Raw genomic sequence first — 21,643 nt, 5'->3', positions numbered from 1 at the left:
GGAACGCGGGCTTCCACGCTCTTGACGCTCCCGTGTCGGTCCGGTGCGGCACCATGGGCCGAATGAGCGAAGAGCTGCCGGCGTACGCGGAGCGGGTGCTGGAGGCGGCCGAGCGGATTCCGCCCGGCCGGGTGATGACGTACGGCGACATCGCGGAGTGGCTCGGCGAGGGCGGACCCCGTCAAGTGGGCCGCGTCATGGCCTTGTACGGGGGAGCCGTGCCCTGGTGGCGGGTGGTGCGGGCGGACGGCCGTCCGCTGCCCGGCAGCGAGCGCAGGGCGCTGGAGAACTACCGGGCCGAGGCCACCCCGCTGCGGCTCACCGGCGACGGCGAACCGCGGCTCGACATGCGGCGGGCGCGCTGGGACGGGGACGGCGGGGACACAGCGCGGGACGAAGGTCACATGTGACAGCTTCGGCCATGTGCGGCCCGGAGGGGTGGTCGAAGGGACGTGCGAAGCCCCGTAAGAGGGACGCGTGGGACCGGATGGCAGTGAGGACGGGAGTCCCGGGGAAACTGCGCCCGCCGCGCGCCGTGCCGTAGCGTTGCCCCTTCGGCTTCGGTTTCGGCCACCGCTTCGTACACCGCTTCGGCCAAGGCTTCGGCCACGGCCACCGCCCGGGCCGTCACCACAGCAGCAGCAACCGCTGCGGCAGCGACCGCCGCAACGGCAGACCCACCAGGACCGGCACCCCACGTGAACACCTCTTCCTCCGACGGCCACCGCTCCGAGCGGCGGCGTACGCGGACCCCGGACGCGTACCGCCTGGTGCGTACCGGTGCGGAGCGGGTGGATCCCCCTGTGCTGGACGCAGCGCAGCGCGCGGTGGTTGAGCACACCGGCGGCCCGCTGCTGGTCCTGGCCGGACCGGGCACCGGAAAGACGACCACCCTGGTCGAGGCGGTCGCGGCCCGCGTGGAGTCCGGGACCGACCCCGCCCGGGTCCTGATCCTCACCTTCAGCCGCAAGGCCGCGGTGGAGCTGCGCGACCGGACCGCCCTGCGGCTCGGCGGCGCGCGCGCCCCGCAGGCCACCACCTTCCACTCCTTCTGTTACGGACTGGTCCGCTCCCACCAGGACGCCGAACTCTTCGCGGACCCGCTGCGACTCCTCTCCGGCCCGGAGCAGGACGTCATGGTCCGCACCCTCCTCGAAGGCCAGCGCCGGATCCGCTCGATCCGCTGGCCGGACGACCTGCGGGCCGCGCTGACCACGCGGGGCTTCGCCGACGAGGTCCGCGCGGTGCTCGCCCGCGCCCGCGAACTGGGCCTGGGACCGGCGGCCCTCTCCGACTTCGCGTCCCGCCTCGGCCGGCCGGACTGGAAGGCGGCGGCGGCCTTCCTCGCCGAGTACCTGGACGTCCTGGACCTCCAGGGCACCTTGGACTACGCGGAACTCCTCCACCGCGCGGTCCTCCTGGCGGAGCGCACCCCGTCGCTCTCTTCCCTGTACGACGTGATCTACGTGGACGAGTACCAGGACACGGACGCCTCGCAGCTGCGCCTGCTGCGCGCACTGGCCGGCCCTTCCGGGAGGCTGACCGCCTTCGGCGATCCCGACCAGTCGATCTACGCCTTCCGCGGCGCGGACATCAACAACATCCTGGACTTCGAGACCTCCTTCCCCGGAGCGGAGGTCCGTGCCCTGACGGTCTCCCGCCGCTCGTCCTCGGTCCTCCTGGCCGCCACCCGCCACCTGACCACCCGCATGTCGGTGCCGCGCCTCCCCTCGGCGGCGGTACGGGCCCACCGCGCGCTCGCGTCGACCCGCGAGGGCGGCCGGGTCGAGGTGTTCACCTACCCCACGGCCGGCGCCGAACTGGACAACATCGCCGACATCCTGCGCCGGGCCCACCTGGAGGAGGGCGTGCCGTGGAAGGACATGGCCGTCCTGGTCCGCGCGGGCGGCCGCACCCTGCCGCAGATGCGCCGCGCCCTGATCGCGGCGGGAGTCCCGGCCGAAACGGACGGCACGGACTCCCCCCTCCGCCACGAGCCGGCCATAGCCCCCCTCCTCACGGCCCTCCGCACCCTCGCGGAATCGGCCCTCCCCCCAACCACCCCAGGACCACCCCCGCCTACCCCGGCCGACGTGCCCGGCGCGGATGCGGTGTCCGCAGACCTGGCCGGTCGGGAGGGTATGTCCGGCCCCGCAGACCTGGCAGGTGTGGAGGGGGTGTCCGGCTCTGCCGACCTGGCTGGTGTGGAGGCGGTGTCCGCCGATTTGCCCGGCCCGGAGGGCGTGTCCGGTTCTGCCGACCTGGCTGGTGCGGAGGGCCTGTCCGGCTCCGCAGACCTGGTCGGCCCGGAGGCGGTGTCCGCCGATTTGCCCGGCTCGGAGGGCGTGTCCGGCTCCGCCGACCTGGCCGGTCCGCAGGGCATGTCCGGCCCCGCAGGCCCGGCCGGTCCGCAGGGCGTGTCCGGCTCCGCCGACCTGCCTGGCCCGGATGGCATGTCCGGTTCCGCCGACCTGCCCGGCCCGGATGCGGTGTCCGGGTCCGCCGAGGCCCCGCGCGCGGAGGACGGGCTGCCCGACGAAGCCGGGAACGTCCCCGGCCCCGCCCTGCCCGGCCGGGAGGCCGTGCCCGGTTCCGGGCTGCCCGGCTCCGCCGGTGAACCGGCCGGGGTCGAGGGTGTGCTCTCCGACGGAGTCGGGGCCGCCTTCGGCGCGGCAGGCGCCGGTGTGAGCGAGCCTGCTCGCAACTTCGGGGTGGGCGGGCGGGAAACCCTCGCCGCCGAAGGCGGCACCGGCTCGCCCGGCTCCGCCGACGCCCCGGCCACGGCGGCGGGTGCGCTGCCCGAAGCAGTCGACGGTGTTTCCGGCGCCGTGGGCGCCGGAGCCCCCGCCCCCGCCACCGAAGGTGGCACCGAGCTGCCCGGCTCCGCCGACGGGCCCGCCGCAGCGGAGGGTGCGCAGCCGGGCGAGCGGCAGGCCGATGGGGCCGGCGAAGCCGTCGAGCCCGCCGCAGGCGAAGGGTGGATCGGGGTCGAGGCCGCGCTCGTGCTGCTGTCCTCGCCGCTCGGCGGGATGGACGCCGCAGACCTCCGCCGCCTCGGCCGCGCGCTGCGCGACGAGGAACGGGCCGCCGGGGTCCGCACACCCGCGCCCTCCGACGTCCTCCTCGCCAGAGCCCTCGCAGAGCCCGAGCGGCTCGTTGCCCACGACCCCGCCTACGCCCGCGGAGCGCAGCGCCTCGGCCTGCTGCTGCGCAAGGCCCGCGAGCTCCTCGCCGGCGGCGGCACCGCCGAGGAGGTCCTGTGGACCCTCTGGGACGGCACCCCCTGGCCGCAGCGCCTCGAACGCAGCGCCCGCCGCGGCGGCCCCGCCGGCCGCAACGCCGACCGCGACCTCGACGCCGTCTGCGCGCTCTTCGACACCGCCGCCCGCGCGGAGGAACGTACCGGCGGCCGCGGCGCCCTCAACTTCCTCGAACAGCTCGAAGCCGAGGACATCGCCGGAGACACCCTCACCCCCCGCGCCGTCCGCCGCGAAGCCGTCCGCCTCATGACCGCGCACCGTTCCAAGGGCCTGGAGTGGGGACTCGTCGTCGTCGCGGGCGTACAGGAAGGGCTCTGGCCCGACCTGCGCCGCCGCGGCTCCCTCCTCGAAGCCGACCGCATCGGCCGCGACGGCCTCGCCGAGCCCCTCACCCCCGGCGCGCTCCTCTCCGAGGAGCGCCGCCTCTTCTACGTCGCGGCCACCCGCGCCCGCGACCGCCTCGTCGTCACCGCCGTCAAGGCCCCCGCCGAGGACGGCGACCAGCCCTCCCGCCTGCTCACCGAGCTCGGCGTCCCCGTCAAGGACGTCACCGGCCGCCCCCGCCGCCCCCTTGCCGTCCCCGCGCTCGTCGCGGAACTCCGCGCCACCACCGTCGACCCCGACGCCTCGCCCGCCCTGCGCGACGCCGCCGCCCGACGCCTCGCCCGCCTCGCCGTGCTCACCGACGACGAGGACCGCCCGCTCGTCCCCGCCGCGCACCCGCAGCGCTGGTGGGGGCTGTACGAGCCCACCCGCAGCAGCGTCCCGCTGCGCGACCGCGACCACCCCGTCGCCCTGTCCGGCTCCGCCCTGGAGCAGCTCGCCAACACCTGCTCCCTCCAGTGGTTCCTGGGCCGCGAGGTCAAGGCCGACGCCCCCTCCACCGCCGCCCAGGGCTTCGGCAACGTCGTCCACGTCCTCGCCGACGAGGTCGCCTCCGGCCGCACCCCCGCCGACCTCGCCGTCCTCATGGAGCGCCTCGACTCCGTCTGGGACTCGCTCGCCTTCGACGCCCCCTGGAAGTCCCGCCAGGAGAAGGACAACGCCCGCGCCGCCCTGGAGCGCTTCCTGCGCTGGCACACCACCGACCGCGGGGGCCGGGCGACCGTGGCCACCGAGCACGACTTCGACGTCACCCTCGACGCGGGGGAGTACGCCGTCCGGGTGCGCGGTTCCATGGACCGGGTCGAGGCGGACCCGCAGGGGCGCGCGTACGTCGTCGACTTCAAGACCGGCAAGTCCGCGCCGACCGCCAAGGAAGTCGAACGCCACCCGCAGCTCGCCGTGTACCAGCTCGCCGTGCGCGAGGGCGCCGTCGACGAGGTCTTCGACGGCCTGCGCCCCGCACCGGGCGGCGCCGAACTCGTGCAGCTGCGCCAGGGCGCCGCCCAGCGGGAGGGCGGCGACACGGTGCCCAAGATCCAGGCGCAGCAGGCCCTGGAGGGCGGCGCCTCCGGCGCATGGGTCGGCGACCTGCTCGCCACCGCAGCCGGCCGGGTCCTCGACGAGCGCTTCGCACCCGCCCTCGGCAAGCACTGCGACCACTGCTCCTTCCGCGCCTCGTGCAGCGCCCGCCCGGAGGGCCGCCAGACGGTGGAGTAGGCCGCGCCGACCGGGCGGGGCCGGCCCGAGGCAGGCGGCACCCCGGCCCGGCACCCCGGCCCGGCACCCCTGGCCGCCCGCCCGGTCCGGCTGCCCGCCCGGTCCGGGCGGGCGGGACTGTCAGAGGGGGCGGCTAGCCTTTTCACGTGTCCGCGCGTCCGCCCGTCCCTCCGGCCCTGCCTCCCGCCCCGCCCGCAAAAGCGCCGCAGGCAGCGGTCCTCACCGATCCCGAGCAGCTCAAGGAGCTCCTGGGGATCCCCTTCACGCCCGAACAGATGGCCTGCGTCACCGCTCCGCCCGCCCCGCAGGTCATCGTGGCCGGCGCCGGCTCCGGCAAGACCACCGTCATGGCCGCCCGCGTGGTCTGGCTGGTCGGCACGGGCGCGGTCGCGCCCGAGCAGGTCCTCGGCCTGACCTTCACCAACAAGGCCGCCGGCGAACTGGCCGAGCGCGTACGGACCGCCCTCGCGCGGGCCGGGATCAGCGATCCGGACCCCTCCCCGGCCGAGGCCGACTCCGCGGGCGGCGAGCCGCGCATCTCCACGTACCACGCCTTCGCCGGCCAGCTCCTGAAGGACCACGGCCTGCGCATCGGCCTGGAGCCCAGCTCCCGGCTGCTCGCCGACGCCACCCGCTTCCAGCTCGCCGCCCGCGTGCTCCGCGAGGCCCCCGGCCCCTACCCGGCACTCAAAAAATCCGTTCCCGACCTGGTCAGCGACCTGCTCGCGCTCGACGGGGAGCTCTCCGAGCACCTCGTACCGCCGGAGCGGCTGCGCGCGTACGACACGGAGCTCCTCTCCGCCCTCGCGGACGTGAAGCTCAGCAACGAGGACCTCCGCAAGGTCCCGGAAACCGTCCGAGGCCGCCTCGAACTCCTCGAGCTGGTCTCCCGCTACCGCGCCGCCAAACGCTCCCGCGACCTCCTCGACTTCGGCGACCAGATAGCCCTCTCCGCGCAGCTCGCCACCACCCGCCCCGAGGTCGGAGCCCTGCTGCGCGAGGAGTTCCGCGTCGTCCTGCTCGACGAGTACCAGGACACCTCGGTCGCGCAGCGGCTCCTGCTGTCCGGGCTGTTCGGCGGGGGCACCGGGCACGCGGTGACCGCCGTCGGAGACCCCTGCCAGGCCATCTACGGCTGGCGCGGCGCCTCCGTGGCCAACCTCGACGACTTCCCCGAGCACTTCCCCTACGCCGACGGCCGCCCCGCCACCCGCTTCTCCCTCAGCGAGAACCGGCGCAGCGGCGGCCGCCTCCTGGACCTGGCCAACGAGCTCGCCGCTCCGCTGCGCGCCATGCACGAGGGCGTCGAGGCCCTGCGCCCCGCACCGGGCGCGGAGCGCGACGGCTCCGTCCGGTGCGCCCTGTTGGAGACCCATGCCCAGGAGCTCGACTGGATCGGCGACTCCATCTCCCACCTGGTCCGTACCGGCACCGAGCCGCGCGAGATCGCCGTCCTGTGCCGTTCGGGCGGGGACTTCGCACGGATCCAGGCGGTCCTCGTCGAGCGGGACGTTCCGGTCGAGGTGGTCGGCCTGTCCGGCCTGCTCCACCTCCCCGAGGTCGCGGACCTCGTCGCCGTCTGCGAGGTCCTCCAGGACCCCGGGGCCAACGCCGCGCTCGTCCGGCTGCTCATCGGGCCGCGCTGGCGGATCGGCGCCCGCGACCTGGCCCTGCTGGGCCGCCGCGCCCGCACCCTGATCTCCCGCTCCCCGTCCGGCGGCGACGACGACCGCCTCGCGGCGGCCGTGGAGGGCGTGGACCCGGCGGAGATCGTGTCGCTGGCCGACGCCCTCGAAACCTTCCTGGACGGCGCGGGCCGGTCCGCCCCCGACCAGCTGCCCTTCTCCGCTGCCGCCCGGGTCCGCTTCGCGCACCTCGCCCAGGAACTGCGAGACCTGCGCCGTTCCCTCTCGGACCCCCTGATGGACGTCCTGCACCGGGTCCTGTCGACGACCGGCCTCGATGTGGAGCTGGCCTCGTCCCCGCACGCGCTGGCGGCCCGCCGCCGGGAGACCCTGTCGAGCTTCATGGACGTGGCGGCCGGCTTCGCCTCCCTGGACGGCGAGGCCTCCCTCCTCGCCTTCCTCGCCTTCCTGCGCACGGCGGCCCAGTACGAAAAAGGCCTGGACCACGCCCTCCCCGGCGGCGAGAACACGGTCAAGGTCCTCACGGCCCACAAGTCCAAGGGCCTGGAGTGGGACGTGGTGGTGGTCCCCGACCTGTGCGCGGGCTCCTTCCCGAAGGAGAAGGCCCCCGAGGCCTGGACCTCGTACGCGAAGGTCCTCCCGTACGCCCTGCGCGGGGACGCGCCGACCCTCCCGACCACCCCGGAATGGACCTCGCCGGGCCTGCGCACCTTCAAGTCGGCCCTCAAGTCCCACAAGGCCGTCGAGGAACTCCGCCTCGGCTACGTCACCTTCACCCGCCCGCGCTCGCTCCTCCTGGCCTCGGGCCACTGGTGGGGCCCGACGCAGAAGAAGCCGCGCGGCCCGTCCTCCTTCCTCTCCGCCCTGTACGACCACTGCGCCGCGGGCCACGGCGAGATCGAAGCCTGGGCCGACACCCCGGCACCGGACGCCGAAAACCCGGCCCTCTCCACGGACACCACCCCGGACCACTCCTGGCCCCTCCCCCTGGACCCGACCTCCCTCACCCTCCGCCGCCAGGCAGCCACCCTGGTCGAGTCCTACCTCCACCCGGGGACCCTGGAGGATCCGCAGTACCCGGAGGCCGGGGAGCACCATGCCTCCCCGGAGGACCCCTACCTCTGGCCCCCACACTGCGAAGACCCCGCCTACGACGAGGAACCTCCGGCCCCGTGGCCGGACCCGGCCGACGGAGCCGCGGCGGCGCAGGCTCCGCGGTCGCACCCGGCCGACGAACCGACCGCCGCGGACGCCGGCCGGCCGCAGGCCGGGGCAGGCCGGGGCACGGCCGTGCCCGCCGCCGCAGGCGGAACCCCGCAGGGGGTCCGGGGCACAGCCCCGGTTTCGGGAAGGGGCGGGGTGGGGGAAGAAGAAGCCCCCCCGACCCCCGACGACCTGTGGCCGCACGGCGGGTACCGGGCCGCGCCCGGGCCGAGCCCGGCCGTGCCCGCCGACGACCTGTGGCCGGAGGACGGCGACCGGGCCGAGCCCAAGCCTCGGCCGCGCTCCACCGCGCCCGGTGGCGATGAGGACCTGTGGCCCGGGGACGGGGCTGGGGGCGACGACCGGACCACGCCCCGCCCGCGCCCCGCCGCGCCCGCGACCGCCGACGACCTCTGGCCGGAGGCCGAGGACGCGGCCCGGGCCAGGCGCCCGCGCCCGCCCACACCCGGCGAAGAAGACCTGTGGCCCGGGGACGAGCCCCGCCCGCGCCCCGCCGCACCCGGCGAAGAAGACCTGTGGCCCGGGGACGAGCCCCGCCCGCGCCCGGCCGCGCCCGCGCCCGGCGGCGACCACGACCTGTGGCCGGAGGACGAGTACGAGGCCGGCGACGGCGACTGGGCCGCGGCCAAGCCCCGACGCCGATCCGCGAAGCCGGTCGGCACCGACGACCCGTGGTCGGAGGCCGGGCCCGGCCCCGGCCCCCTCACCCCCGAGGACGCACGAGCCATCGCCTCCTGGGACCGCGACCTCGACGCCCTGGAGGGCGAGCTCCGCCGCGCCCGCGAGGCCGTCCGCGACGTGGAGCTCCCGCCCGCGCTCTCCGCCAGCCAGCTGCTCCGCCTCGCCTCCGACGAGCAGGGCTTCGTACGCGACCTAGCCCGCCCCATGCCCAAGCCCCCGCAGCCCGCCGCCCGCCAGGGCACCCGGTTCCACGCCTGGGTGGAGTCCCGCTTCGACGAGCTCCCGCTGCCCCACCTCGACGTCCTCGACCCCCTCACGGACCTCCCCGGAGCCCAGCCCCCGGGAGGCGACGGCTCCGACCAGGACATCGCCGACGAGGCCGACCTGGACTCCCTCAAGGCGGCCTTCGAGCGCAGCCCGTACGCCGACCGGACCCCGTACCGCATGGAGGTCCCGGTCCAGCTGACCCTCGCCGGCCGGGTGATCCGCGGCCGGATCGACGCCGTCTACCGCACCACGGACGCGGACGGCGGCGGCAGCGGCTACGAGATCGTCGACTGGAAGACCGGCCGCACCACCGAGGCCGACCCCCTCCAGCTGGCCGTCTACCGCCTGGCCTGGGCGGAAGCCACGAACACCCCCCTCGCCGAGGTCACCGCCGTGTTCCTGCACGTCCGCAGCGGCCGCGTCATCCGCCCCCGGAACCTCCCCGACCGCGCTCGTCTTGAGCAGATCCTCCAAGGCAAAACGGACACGGAAAGTGACCATCGAACGGACGGTTAGGCTCGTGGTCATGAGCGACACCCCGGCGGACAGCGTCGTCCGCACGTACATCGACAGCCACCGCGCGACGTTCCTCGACGACCTCGCCGAGTGGCTCCGCATCCCCTCCGTCTCGGCCCAGCCCGAGCACGCGGACGACGTACGGCGCAGCGCCGACTGGCTGGCCGCGAAGCTCAAGGAGACCGGTTTCCCGGTCACCGAGGTCTGGCAGACGGCCGGCGCCCCCGCCGTCTTCGCGGAATGGCCGAGCGAGGACCCCGCGGCCCCCACCGTCCTCGTCTACGGGCACCACGACGTGCAGCCCGCCGCCCTCGCCGACGGCTGGCACACCGACCCGTTCGAGCCGGTGATCAAGGACGGCCGGATGTACGGGCGCGGCGCCGCCGACGACAAGGGGCAGGTCTTCTTCCACACCCTCGGCGTCCGTGCCCACCTCGCCGCGACCGGGGCGTCCGCCCCCGCCGTGCACCTCAAGCTGATCGTCGAGGGCGAGGAGGAGTCCGGTTCCCCGCACTTCCGCGCCCTCGTGGAGCGCGAGGCGGCCCGCCTCGCCGCCGACGTCGTGATCGTCTCCGACACCGGCATGTGGTCCGAGACCACCCCCACCGTCTGCACCGGCATGCGCGGCGTCGCCGACTGCGAGATCGACCTGTTCGGCCCCGACCAGGACATCCACTCGGGTGCCTTCGGCGGCGCCGTGCCGAATCCGGCCACCGTCGCCGCCCGCCTCGTCGCGGCCCTGCACGATGCGGACGAGCGGGTCACGATCCCCGGCTTCTACGACAACATCGCCGAGCTCACGGACGCGGAGCGCGAGCTGATCGCCGAGCTCCCCTTCGACGAGGCCGAGTGGCTCCGTACGGCCAAGTCGTACGCGGCTTCGGGCGAGGCCGGCTACTCCACGCTGGAGCGCGTCTGGGCCCGCCCGACCGCAGAGGTCAACGGCATCGGCGGCGGCTACCAGGGACCCGGCGGCAAGACCATCGTGCCCGCCTCGGCGCACCTGAAGCTGTCGTTCCGCCTGGTCTCCGGGCAGGACCCGTACGAGGTCGAGACGGCCGTCACGGCCTGGGTCGCGGAGCGCGTCCCGGCCGGAATCCGTCATTCCATCACCTTCGGCGCCCCGACCCGGCCGTGCCTGACCCCGCTGGACCACCCGGCGCTGCAGTCCGTCGTCCGCGCCATGAGCAGGGCCTTCGGCCAGAAGGTCCGCTTCACCCGCGAAGGCGGTTCGGGTCCGGCGGCCGACCTCCAGGACGTGCTGAACGCCCCTGTCCTCTTCCTCGGGATCTCCGTACCCTCCGACGGCTGGCACTCGCCGAACGAGAAGGTCGAGATCGACCTGCTCACCAAGGGGGTCGAGACGGCCGCCTACCTCTGGGGCGACCTGGCCGCCCACTGGAAGCCGGCGTCCGCTTGAGCACGCCCCACCCGCCACCGCACACCCGTCCGTCCTGCTGAGCCTGCCTGTGTCCCACCACCGGGGGAGTTGGAAGTACCTGTGAGCACCCATACCGAGTCCGAGCGTCCGATCTCGCTGGCCGCGCCCAGCGGAATCGACCGCGCCGCGCACCACCGCCTCGACGAGGCGTGGCTCGCCGCGGCCTGGAGCCACCCCAGCACCCGCGTCTTCGTCGTCTCGGGCGGCCAGGTCCTGATCGACGACACCCCCGACGGCGGCACCGCGATCGTGATGACCCCGGCCTTCGAGGCCCCGGTCACCGAGACGCACCGGTACTTCCTGGGGACCGACGAGGACGGCGTACGGTACTTCGCGCTGCAGAAGGACTCGCTGCCCGGCCGCATGGACCAGTCGGCCCGCCCGGCCGGTCTGCGCGAGGCCGGAATGCTGCTCTCCGCGCGGGACGCCGGGCTGATGGTGCACGCGGTGGCGCTGGAGAACTGGCAGCGCATGCACCGCTTCTGCTCCCGCTGCGGCGAGCGCACGGTGGTCGCCGCGGCCGGGCACATCCGCCGCTGCCCGGGCTGCGGGGCCGAGCACTACCCGCGGACCGACCCGGCGGTGATCATGCTGGTCACGGACGACCAGGACCGCGCGCTGCTGGGCCGCCAGGTGCACTGGCCGGAGGGCCGCTTCTCCACCCTCGCGGGGTTCGTCGAACCGGGCGAGTCGATCGAGCAGTCGGTCATCCGCGAGGTCTGGGAGGAGGCGGGCGTCAAGGTCGGCGAGGTCGACTACGTCGCCAGCCAGCCCTGGCCGTTCCCGTACAGCCTGATGCTGGGCTTCACGGCGCGCGCCGTCACCTTCGACATCGCGGTCGACGGCGACGAGATCCAGGAAGCCCGCTGGTTCTCCCGCGACGACCTGCGCGCGGCGATCGAGGCCGGCGAGGTCCTCCCGCCGGCGGGCATCTCCATCGCGGCCCGCCTGGTCGAGCTCTGGTACGGCAAGCCCCTCCCGAAGCCGCTCACGACCGCCTGACCGGCACCACCCGTACGTCCACCACCCGTACGTCGGCTGCACCGACGAAGGCCCCCGCTCCGGCGGGGGCCTTCGTCCGTCGTCCGTCCGTGTTCCGTCAGTCGTGTTCAGGTACGGCCGTACCGGCTCACGCCCGCTCCCCCCGGACTGCGCTGCCGGCGTCGGACAACCGGTCGAGGCGGAGGCGCTGGGCTTCGGTCAGCCGGAGGCGCTCCGCGGCGAGGTTCTCCTCCAGGTGGGCGATCCGGGACGTGCCCGGGATCGGGAGGACGACCGGCGAGCGGTCCAGGAGCCAGGCGAGCGCGACCTGCGTGGGGGTGGCTCCGGCCTCGGCGGCCACGGCGGCGATCTCGGCCGTCGCCCCGGACCGTCCCCAGGCCACGGTGGCCCAGGGCAGGAACGCGATGCCCGCCGCCTCGCAGGCCGCGAGGACGGGCTCGTGCTCCCGGTCGAGCAGGTTGTAGCGGTTCTGCACGCTCGCGATGTCGACGATCTCCCGGGCCGCGGAGAGTTCGCCGACGGTGACCTCCGAGAGCCCGATCCGGCCGATCTTGCCCTCGGGGCGCAGGTCCCGCAGTGGCCTCGGCCAGCAGTTCCTCGTTGGCGCCCCAGCCGTACATGGAGGCGGTGTCGATCAGCGTGACGCCCAGCTCGACGGCCCGCCGGACCACCGCGAATGAGTTCTCACGGTCCGGGCCCGGGTCCGTGGGCAAGCGCATGGCCCCGAAACCGAGCCTGCGCACTTCCAGATCCCCGCCGATGCGGAACACGGTCGTACTCACGTGTCGGTTCCTCCCCCTTGATCAATGTGATCAAGGAATCACGCTGACAGGCCGGTCGATCGCTCCCTGGAACGCAGAAGCCCCCGCCGGGGCGGGGGCTTTCCGTGCGTGGTGCTCAGCACATCAGACGGCGAGGGCCTGCTTGACCTGGGCCAGGCTCGGGTTCGTCATGACCGACTCGCTGCCCGCGGCGGAGGTGACCAGGACGGTGGGAACCGTCTGGTTGCCGCCGTTCGCCTTCTCCACGAACGCCGCGGACTCGGGGTCGAGCTCGATGTTGATCTCGGTGTAGGCGATGCCTTCCCGGTCCATCTGGCTCTTCAGCCGACGGCAGTAGCCGCACCAGGTCGTGCTGTACATCGTGACCGTGCCCGCGTCCTGCATGCTGCGCTCTCCATTCGTGGGTGCTCGTTGGTCCGTTTGGCCCGAGGGTTGAACGTACGTGACCGCGCGCCCATTCCCGGAATGCCGAGTGCCCGCACCCCGCACCCCGCTCCCGTACGACCGCACTCCGGTACGACCATGTTCATGTCGGACGGGCGGGGGCGGTCTGTGGACGGATTTCCCGGCCCCCTCACGAGACCTGGCAGCATGGCAGGGTGACATCAGCAACGCACTCCTCATCCATCACGCCCGGCGCCGACTCGGCCGATGCGGTGCTCCTGGGCCTGGACCCGGAGCAGCGCGAGGTCGCGACGACCCTGCGCGGGCCGGTGTGCGTGCTCGCGGGCGCCGGCACGGGCAAGACCCGGGCGATCACCCACCGCATCGCCTACGGGGTCCGTTCCGGCCAGCTGATGCCGGCGAGCGTGCTGGCCGTCACGTTCACCAACCGCGCCGCGGGCGAGATGCGCGGCCGCCTGCGCGAGCTGGGCGCGGGCGGGGTGCAGGCGCGGACCTTCCACTCCGCCGCCCTGCGCCAGCTCCAGTACTTCTGGCCCAAGGCGGTCGGCGGCGACGTGCCCCGGCTGCTGGAACGCAAGATCCAGTTCGTCGCCGAGGCGGGCGCGCGCTGCCGCATCCGCCTCGACCGGGGCGAGCTGCGCGATGTCACCGGCGAGATCGAGTGGGCGAAGGTCACGCAGACGGTCCCCGCCGACTACCCGGCCGCCGCCCGCAAATCCGGCCGCGAGGCCCCCCGGGACCTGGCCGAGATCGCCCAGATCTACGGGACGTACGAGCAGCTCAAGCGCGACCGCGGCATGATCGACTTCGAGGACGTGCTGCTCCTCACCGTCGGCATCCTGCAGGACCGCCACGACATCGCCGAACAGATCCGCACCCAGTACCAGCACTTCGTCGTCGACGAGTACCAGGACGTCAGCCCGCTCCAGCAGCGGCTGCTGGACCTCTGGCTCGGCGAGCGCGACACCCTCTGCGTGGTCGGCGACGCCAGCCAGACGATCTACTCCTTCACCGGCGCCACCCCCGACCACCTGCTGAACTTCCGCACGAAGTACCCGCAGGCCACCCTGGTCAAGCTGGTCCGCGACTACCGCTCCACCCCCCAGGTGGTCCACCTCGCCAACGGGCTCCTCGCCCAGGCCAAGGGCCGCGCCGCCGAGCACCGCCTCGAGCTGGTCTCCCAGCGCGAGACCGGCCCCGACCCGGTCTACGCCGAGTACACCGACGAGCCCGCCGAGGCCGAGGGCATCGCCCACCGGGTCCGCGACCTCGTCGCGGCCGGCGTCCCGGCGGGGGAGATCGCCGTGCTCTACCGGATCAACGCCCAGTCCGAGGTCTACGAGCAGGCCCTCGCCGACGCCGGAGTCCCGTACCAGCTGCGCGGAGCCGAGCGCTTCTTCGAGCGCGCCGAGGTCCAGAAGGCGATCCTCGCCCTGCGCGGAGCCGCCCGCTCCGGCGGCAACGACCGGCTGCTCGACGACGTCGTGGAGCTCGGATCCCAGGTCCGCGCCGTGCTCAGCTCCACCGGCTGGACCAGCGCTCCGCCCGCCGGCTCCGGAGCCGTCCGCGACCAGTGGGAATCGCTGGCCGCGCTGGTCCGGCTCGCCGAGGACTTCGCCCGCAGCCGGCCGTCCGCGACCCTGGCCGATCTGACGGTCGAGCTGGACGAGCGCAAGGCCGCCCAGCACGCCCCGACCGTCCAGGGCGTCACCCTCGCCTCGCTGCACGCGGCGAAGGGCCTGGAGTGGGACGCCGTGTTCCTCGTCGGCTTGACCGACGGCATGATCCCCATCACCTATGCGAAGACGGACGAGCAGGTCGAGGAGGAGCGCCGGCTGCTCTACGTCGGCGTCACCCGCGCCCGGCACCACCTGACGCTCTCCTGGGCCCTCTCCCGGACTCCGGGCGGCCGGGGGTCCCGACGCCCCAGCCGCTTCCTGAACGGCCTGAGGCCGGGCTCCCTGGCGCCGGGAAGCAGGCCGGGCGGTCCGGTCGAGCCCGGGGCCCGCAAGCGGGGCCGCCGCGGCCCGGCCGTGTGCCGGGTCTGCCGCAAGACGCTGACCGACGCCGGCGAGCTGAAACTGATGCGCTGCGAGGACTGCCCTTCGGACATGGACGAAGGGCTCTACGAGCGGCTGCGCGACTGGCGCGCCGTCCAGGCGAAGGAGCAGGGCATGCCCGGCTACTGCGTCTTCACGGACAAGACGCTGATGGCCATCGCGGAGGCCGCACCCTCGCAAGAGGGAGAGCTTTCGATGATCTCCGGAGTGGGTGCCCGCAAGCTCGAGCGGTACGGAGCCGACGTGCTGGCCATCTGCGCAGGTGGGGAGCCTGGGACGGAAGATCCTGACGACGCGTAGAAACTCGTCGGAAAAATAGTTTGCACATGTCCAGCACAGCCCCATAGGTTCTTAGCAACGGAAACGGTGGCTTCTCCGAAGCCCCTGATCCGTGCTGTACTTATCCGAATACGCATGGGACCAGGCCTCCGGGCCGAGTCCCCGAGACGCCGAGAGGAGGCGAGACCAGTGACCAGCTTCATCACCACCACCAAAATGACCGATCGCTCGGTCGCCGCTTCCTGCACGCTCGGCTCCTCCACGCTCCTTGCCCTCACGGGTACCGGTCTCCCGGGTACCGGTCTGTCCGCCATTTGCGCTGACGGCCCCGTCCTGCCCGCCGCGCCTTCCGCGCTGCCGGTCAGTGAGCGCAATGAGCGACGGACCAAGGCACCGGTGGCAGTACTGGCAGCAGAAGCCCAGGCGCATGGCGCCTATGCCTTTGCGGCCGCAGCCGGTGCCGCCAGTGCCGGATTCAAGACGCAGCCGAAGACGCAGACGAAGAAGCAGCACCACCTGATGTGGGCCTACCGCGGGCTCGAACCCTGGAGTGATCCAGTCTGATCTGACGATCAGACCGGCGCCTTCAGGGCCGCGGAACCCCACCCGGGATCCGCGGCCCTTCTGTTTGTCCCCGAACGGGGACGACGGACCGAAGGGGCGAGGTACCCCAGCCGCCCCCGGCCGACCGGCCGGAACGACTAGACGAACAAGACGAGGAAGAAACCACCGTGCAACTCGAAGCGCACGCCCCGTCCGTACCGAAGACCCAGACCCTCTCCCCGCCCGCAGTCCCGGAGGACTCCACCTTGACTCCCCTCACCGCGCTGACCGCGCTCGACGACGCCATCGAGAACCTCGGCGTGCCCGTCGCCTGTCGCACCTACGACCCCGAGGTCTTCTTCGCCGAGTCCCCGGCCGACGTCGAGTACGCGAAGTCCCTCTGCGGCACCTGCCCGCTGGTCGAGGCCTGCCTCGCCGGTGCGCTGGAGCGCCGCGAGCCCTGGGGTGTCTGGGGAGGCGAGCTCTTCGTCCAGGGTGTCGTCGTCGCCCGGAAGCGTCCCCGTGGCCGCCCGCGCAAGAACCCGGTTGTTGCGGCATGACCGCCAACGGAACCATCGACCGCCCCCTCACGCACGACCCCCTGAAGCAGGCCCTCATGTCCCCCCACGCCACCACGAGCGAGCAGCCGCACGGCGCCGCCACCGCAGACTTCATCACCGCCGGCGCGATCACCTCGCGTCAGAACAGGACCCGCGAAATGCAACTCATCCCAGAAGCCATGGCTCGTGCCCATATGGACGACCGCATGCGTGAGGTCGACGCCGAGCGTCGCGCCGTGCGCCTGGTCGCCGCGCGGCGCATGCAGCGTCGAGCCGAGCGCGTCTCGCTGCGCGCCCGGCGCGCGCTGGCCATGGCCGTCATGCACTAAGAGAGAGCTGGAGACAGCTCGGAGGAAACCACCGGGGGGACCGGCCCGAACGGGCCGGTCCCCCCGGTGCGTTGCGGACCGCGCACCGGCCCCGCGGGGATATCGTCGGGAGGTGGACCAGCCGACTCCCCACCCGGCACCGCCGGGAACCGAGGCCCTGCCCGTCGTCTGTGCGCGCTGTGGCGCCCAGTCCCCGGCCGGCGCCCCGCCCACCTGGACCTGCTCCGTGGAGAACGGGACCAGACAGTACTTCTGCGTCGACTGCGCGCGTGCGAACCTCCGCGCCATCGAAGGCCGCCTCGACTCCGCCTGGTGGTGAGCGCCCGCCCGGGACCGCCCGCCGCCGGCCGGCTCAGCCCTCGTCGGGCAGGAACCCCGGCAGCCAGGAGTCGAGTTCCTCGCGGAGCCTGACCGTCGCGCCCAACTGGCACAGCACCCCTATGGTGCTCAGCGTCACCCGGTGGATCAGCAGGTAGGAGGGCGGCAGATTGATCTGCCGGCCCAACTGGTGCGCGGGGGAGCGGGGGTCGGCGATCCGCGCGGCCTGGCCGCGCAGCCAGGTCCGGGTGAAGGTGAACTCCTCGGCCTCCGCCGGTTCGAGCATCGGCCGCAGGTAGTCGAGCACCGCGTCGGCTTCCAGTTCGATGGACTCGCGCACGAACCCCTCCGCGCGAAGGTGCCCGTAGACCCCCTCGGCATCACCGTCCAGCGCCATCCGCAGCGATCGGCCGATGGGCTTGGGCCAGCCGCCCGGCAGCCGGTCGACGGTTCCGAAGTCCAGTACGCCCAGCCGCGTCCGGCCGTCCGCCCCGGAGATCAGCCGGAAGTTGCCCGGGTGCGGATCGGCGTGCAGCAGCCCGGTGCGCGCAGGGCCGGAGAAGAGGAACCGGGCCAGCAGCTGTCCTGCGCGGTCGCGCTCCTCCGGGGTGCCGTCGGCTATCACCTCCGACAGCGGGGTCCCTTCGATCCAGTCGGTCACGAGCACCTGGTCGCTCTGGTGCACCACGTCCGGGACGACCACGTCCTCGTCGCCGTCGAAGGCGTCCGCGTGCGTCCGCTGGGCCTCGGCCTCCAGCTCGTAGTCCAGCTCCTCCGAGACCCGGTCGCGCAGCTCCTTGATCAAGGGCTTGATGTCCATGCCCGGGATGAGCGGCCCCAGCAGCCCCGCGAACCGGCCCAGCTGCTTCAGGTCCGACAGCAGGGCCTCGCCGGCCCCCGGGTACTGGACCTTGACCGCCACCTGGCGGCCGTCGTGCCACACCGCCCGGTGCACCTGCCCGATCGAGGCCGCCGCCGCGGGCTTGTCCTCGAACTCCTCGAAGAGCTCCCGCCAGTCCGGGCCGAGCCGCTCCGACAACACCTGGTGCACGGTGGCCGCGGGCAGCGGCGGGGCCGCCTCCTGCAGCTTCGTCAGCGCGGCCCGGTAGGGCCCGGCGACTTCCTCGGGCAGCGCCGACTCGAAGACCGAGAGCGCCTGGCCGAACTTCATGGCGCCGCCCTTCAGCTCTCCCAGCACACGGAACAGCTGCTCGGCGGTGCGCTGCTGGAGCTCGCGCGCCACTATCTCCGCCGACTTGCCGCCGATCCGCTTGCCGAGCCCCCAGGTGGCCCGGCCCGCTATGCCGAGCGGCAGCGCGGCCAGCTTGACGGTACGGGTGACCGCCTTCCGGGGAAGATCAGACATGCGCCCCTCCAATTCCCAGACAGCTGAGCCGCAAGCGGCGGTCCGGGGGAGTCCCCCGAAGGCCTTCCCGGCCAAAAGCATCCTGTCATGACCCCCGGCCCTCGCCCCCTCCGAGTGTCCTGCCGCTCCAGCCGGGCACGAGGCGGGAATCCACCGGTCGGCAGACGGTGGCCGCCCCGGTGGGCCAGCATGGACGGACGGCGGGCCGCGTTCGGGTGGTGGAGGTGCTGGGGGATGGTGGGGCGGGGACCTTCGAGGCAGGAGCTGATCCGGCGACGCCGCTCCGGCGGCTTCATCGGCAGACAGAGCGAGGTGAACGCCTTCCGCGACGCCCTCCGCCAGCCCCCGGAGGAGGCGGCGCAGTTCCTCTTCCACGTCCGGGGCCCGGCGGGAGTCGGCAAGTCGACCCTGGTGCGGCACCTGGAGACCATTGCCCGCGAGGGCGGGGCGGTCACCGCGTACGTGGACGAGTCGGTCGCGGACGTCATCGAGACGATGGAAGTGGTCAGCGCCCAGTTCGCCCAGCGCGGCCTGGCCATGAAGGGCTTCGACAAACTGCTGGCCACCTATCGCCGGCGCCGGCACGAGGCCGACGCGGGGGCCCTCGCGGCCGCCACGGGACCCGACCCGGTGACCGCAGGCGCCCCGCCTCCGTCCCCTTCCACCATGATCGCCTCGCAACTCGGCCTCGCCGGGCTCGGCATGATCCCGGGCGTCGGCGCGCTCACCGGCGTCGTCGACCCGAACCAGGTCGCCGCCGGCGCGGACCGGGTCAAGGCCCTCCTCAGCTCCAGGCTGCGCAACCACGGCGACGTCGAACTGGTCCTCTCCCCGCTGGACACACTCACCCCGGTGTTCCTCGAAGAGCTTGCCGAGGTGGCACGCAAACACCCATGGGTCGTGCTGTTCTTCGACACCTACGAGCGCACCGGACCCATGCTGGACACCTGGCTCCGCGACGTGCTCGGCAGCGAACGCTACGGGGAGTTCCCCGCGAACGTGCTGGTCACCCTCGCCGGGCAGTCGAAGCTGGCCGCCCGCACCTGGGGGGACTGGCACGACCTGGTCACCGACTGGCCGCTGGAGGTCTTCACCGAGACCGAGGCACGCCGCCTCCTCACCGGAAAGGGAGTCACCGACGAGCGGGTCGTCGAGGTGATCCTGCGCCTGTCGGGCCGCCTTCCGGTCCTGGTCTCCACCCTGGCCGAGACACAGCCGGGCACGGTGGAGGAGGTGGAGGAGATCGGAGACCCCAGCGGCACCGCTGTCGAACGGTTCCTCAAGTGGGTGCCCGACCCCGACCACCGGGCTGCCGCCCTGGCCTGCGCGTTCCCGCAGGAACTGGACGAGGACGTGTACCGGGCGGCGGTCGAGGAGGAGGCGGCCGAACTCTTCGGCTGGCTCCGGTCGATGCCCTTCGTCACCGACCGCTCCGGCCACTGCCGCTACCACCAGGTGGTCCGCGGCGCGATGCTGCGCCTGCAGCGCAGGCAGTCCCCGATCCGCTGGGAGCAGCTCCACACCCGGCTGGCCGATGCCTTTCGGCGGCGCCGCGAGCACCTGGAGGAGGCGACCGCTCCGGCCGAGGGGTGGTGGTCGGACGAAACCTGGCGCGGCCACCGCCTGCAGGAGGCTTACCACCGCCTCTGCGCCGACCCCCGCAGAGCGCTCCCGGCCCTGCTCCGGGACCTCGTGGACGCCTACGACCACGACATCACCACCCTTCGCCGTTGGACCACGACCCTGACCGCAGCGGCCCGCGACACGGAGTCCCCGGAGCTGACCCGGCTGTCCGACGAACTCCGGACGGCCCTGGACCAACCCGCCCCCGGCACCGTGGCCCTGACCGCTCTCCTCGCCCGGGCCGCGCTCGCCCCCGAGGGCCGGGTCCTGGCACTGACCCTCCGAGGCAGGGACCACCGCAACGCCGAGGAGTATGCCGAGGCCCTGGCCGACTACACCCGAGCCCTTGCCCTGAACCCGCGGGCCGAGCGCGCCTCCTTCGGCCGGGCCCTGACCCAGCAGCTCACGGGGAGCAATGAAGCGGCGATCGCGGACTACACCCGGACCGTGGAACTCGATCCCCATGACGGCATGAGCCTGGTCAACCGCGGGACGTTGTACCGCGGGGCCGGCAGGTTCGAGGAAGCTCTGGCCGACTTCGAACGTGCGATGGAGATCTTCCCGGGCGATCGCCGAGCGCTCGTCAACCGCGGCACCGTCCATCATGCGATGGGCAGGTACGAGGAAGCCCTGGCCGACTTCACGCGCGCCCTCGCGGCCCAACCCGAGCCCGATTCCTGGACCTTGGTGTACCGAGCGACTGCTTTCGAGGCGCTGGGACGCCATGAGGAGGCGTTCGCCGACCTCGGTCGCGCCATCGAGCTCTCTCCCGATGACTTCTGGGCCTTCACCAACCGTGCTCTCGCCCATCAGAAGCTGGGGCGGTACGAAGAGGCCTTGGCCGATTTCACGCGGGCCGCCGAGCTGAGGCCCCACGACGCCTGGCCGGTTGCCTGGAGGGCCGATATCCACCGGAGGGCACGGCGGTACGAGGATGCGCTGGTGGACTACAGCAGGGCCATCGAGCTCGCCCCGGGCCATGGCTGGAGCCTCACCGGCCGTGGGGACACCCTTCTGTCGCTGGGACGGTACGACGAGGCCCTGACGGACCTCAGCAGTGCCGTCGTACAAGAGCCCGACAGTTCGTGGGTCCTCTACCTGCGCGCGACGGGGTGGATGAAGCTCGGCCGGTTCGATCGGGCTCTCGCCGACTTCGACCGAGTCCACGAGATCAGACCCGACGATCACTGGGTCATCAGGAGGAGGGGTGATTGCCACCGCATGCTGGGCAGGAACGAAGAGGCCCTGGCCGACTACGGTCATGCGGTCGAGCTCTGCCCCACCAGCGCCTCCACGCTGACCTGCCGCGGTCTGACTCACCGTCTGCTCGGTCAGTACGGGGAGGCGCTCGCCGATCTCTTCCCAGCCATCGAACTCGACGCCGATGACGCATGGACCCACTACGAGACGGTGGTGGCCATGGATGCCTTGCGCCGGCCGGGCCGTGAACTCCATCTGGAGCGTGCGGTGGAGCTGTTGGGCTCGCCGGCGGCCCGTGTCCACCCGGTCTCCCAGCGGGGCAACCTCCTGCTCATCCACTGTCTGTGGCCCCGCTGGGAGCAGGCCGAGCAGTACCTCGCGGAGCTTCTGGACACCGCCCCGGCCCCGGGGGAGTTGCGCGAGCTGATCGGTGAACTCCGCAGCCTCGCCGTGGTGATCCCGTCCGCCGAGTCCCGCATCGAGGGGTTCTGCCGGGTACTTGAGGAGCGAATCCTGGCCGCGCCTTCCCCATAGCCCCC

At 73.3% G+C, this 21,643-nt stretch carries 13 protein-coding genes and 1 pseudogene; 11 read left to right on the top strand and 3 right to left on the bottom strand.

Annotated elements, in window-relative coordinates:
• Window positions 1-62: 62 nt before the first annotated feature.
• The 5 genes from ACFVX6_RS23225 (at window position 63) to nudC (ending at window position 11,639) form a co-directional block, all read left to right on the top strand.
• Window positions 63-410: an MGMT family protein gene (locus ACFVX6_RS23225; RefSeq protein WP_250741795.1), complete on the top strand. Its 348-nt coding sequence runs from the start codon at window positions 63-65 to the stop codon at window positions 408-410.
• A gap of 288 nt (window positions 411-698) precedes the next feature.
• The gene (locus ACFVX6_RS23220) at window positions 699-4,862 is read left to right on the top strand and encodes a UvrD-helicase domain-containing protein (protein WP_389694323.1); all 4,164 of its coding nucleotides are present in this window, start codon (window positions 699-701) and stop codon (window positions 4,860-4,862) included.
• Between the two features lie 176 nt (window positions 4,863-5,038).
• Entirely contained in the window at window positions 5,039-9,196 is a 4,158-nt protein-coding gene (locus ACFVX6_RS23215; protein WP_389694355.1) for a UvrD-helicase domain-containing protein, read from the top strand.
• Window positions 9,197-9,206: 10 nt separating this feature from the next.
• The gene (locus tag ACFVX6_RS23210) at window positions 9,207-10,616 is read left to right on the top strand and encodes a dipeptidase (protein ID WP_389694321.1); all 1,410 of its coding nucleotides are present in this window, start codon (window positions 9,207-9,209) and stop codon (window positions 10,614-10,616) included.
• Window positions 10,617-10,685: 69 nt separating this feature from the next.
• Window positions 10,686-11,639: an NAD(+) diphosphatase gene (nudC, locus tag ACFVX6_RS23205; RefSeq protein WP_389694319.1), complete on the top strand. Its 954-nt coding sequence runs from the start codon at window positions 10,686-10,688 to the stop codon at window positions 11,637-11,639.
• A 127-nt stretch (window positions 11,640-11,766) separates the two neighbouring features.
• On the opposite strand, the pseudogene ACFVX6_RS23200 reads toward nudC, so the two are convergent.
• Together ACFVX6_RS23200 and ACFVX6_RS23195 are read right to left on the bottom strand one after the other, a co-directional pair.
• Window positions 11,767-12,421 (bottom strand): annotated as a pseudogene (locus ACFVX6_RS23200) (aldo/keto reductase).
• Between the two features lie 123 nt (window positions 12,422-12,544).
• Entirely contained in the window at window positions 12,545-12,805 is a 261-nt protein-coding gene (locus ACFVX6_RS23195; protein ID WP_266904728.1) for a mycoredoxin, read from the bottom strand.
• A gap of 215 nt (window positions 12,806-13,020) precedes the next feature.
• On the opposite strand from ACFVX6_RS23195, the gene ACFVX6_RS23190 reads away from it, so the two are divergent.
• The 5 genes from ACFVX6_RS23190 (at window position 13,021) to ACFVX6_RS23170 (ending at window position 16,916) form a co-directional block, all read left to right on the top strand.
• Window positions 13,021-15,186 (top strand): ATP-dependent DNA helicase UvrD2, encoded by a 2,166-nt coding sequence (locus tag ACFVX6_RS23190; RefSeq protein WP_389694317.1) that lies wholly within the window; start codon window positions 13,021-13,023, stop codon window positions 15,184-15,186.
• A gap of 114 nt (window positions 15,187-15,300) precedes the next feature.
• The gene (locus ACFVX6_RS23185; RefSeq protein WP_389694315.1) at window positions 15,301-15,729 is read left to right on the top strand and encodes a hypothetical protein; all 429 of its coding nucleotides are present in this window, start codon (window positions 15,301-15,303) and stop codon (window positions 15,727-15,729) included.
• Window positions 15,730-15,896: 167 nt separating this feature from the next.
• The gene (locus ACFVX6_RS23180; RefSeq protein ID WP_214949242.1) at window positions 15,897-16,268 is read left to right on the top strand and encodes a WhiB family transcriptional regulator; all 372 of its coding nucleotides are present in this window, start codon (window positions 15,897-15,899) and stop codon (window positions 16,266-16,268) included.
• Window positions 16,265-16,597: a hypothetical protein gene (locus ACFVX6_RS23175; protein WP_250741804.1), complete on the top strand. Its 333-nt coding sequence runs from the start codon at window positions 16,265-16,267 to the stop codon at window positions 16,595-16,597. Before ACFVX6_RS23180 ends, ACFVX6_RS23175 begins: the two co-directional genes overlap by 4 nt.
• A 112-nt stretch (window positions 16,598-16,709) precedes the next feature.
• Window positions 16,710-16,916 carry a hypothetical protein gene (locus tag ACFVX6_RS23170; protein WP_389694312.1) on the top strand — a complete coding sequence of 69 codons (207 nt, stop codon included), beginning with the start codon at window positions 16,710-16,712 and terminating at the stop codon, window positions 16,914-16,916.
• A 33-nt stretch (window positions 16,917-16,949) separates the two neighbouring features.
• Here the strand turns inward: ACFVX6_RS23170 and ACFVX6_RS23165 are convergent, their stop codons facing one another.
• Window positions 16,950-18,281, bottom strand: coding sequence for an ABC1 kinase family protein (locus tag ACFVX6_RS23165; protein WP_389694310.1), 1,332 nt, complete (start codon window positions 18,279-18,281; stop codon window positions 16,950-16,952).
• 234 nt (window positions 18,282-18,515) lie between these two features.
• Between ACFVX6_RS23165 and ACFVX6_RS23160 the strand changes: the two genes are divergently transcribed.
• Window positions 18,516-21,638, top strand: coding sequence for a tetratricopeptide repeat protein (locus tag ACFVX6_RS23160; protein ID WP_389694308.1), 3,123 nt, complete (start codon window positions 18,516-18,518; stop codon window positions 21,636-21,638).
• Window positions 21,639-21,643: the final 5 nt, after the last annotated feature.

It is taken from the genome of Streptomyces sp. NPDC058289 (assembly GCF_042880975.1).
In the GTDB taxonomy this organism is placed as follows: Bacteria; Actinomycetota; Actinomycetes; order Streptomycetales; family Streptomycetaceae; genus Streptomyces; species Streptomyces stoeckheimensis.
This window is presented reverse-complemented; position numbering and strand designations above follow the sequence as displayed.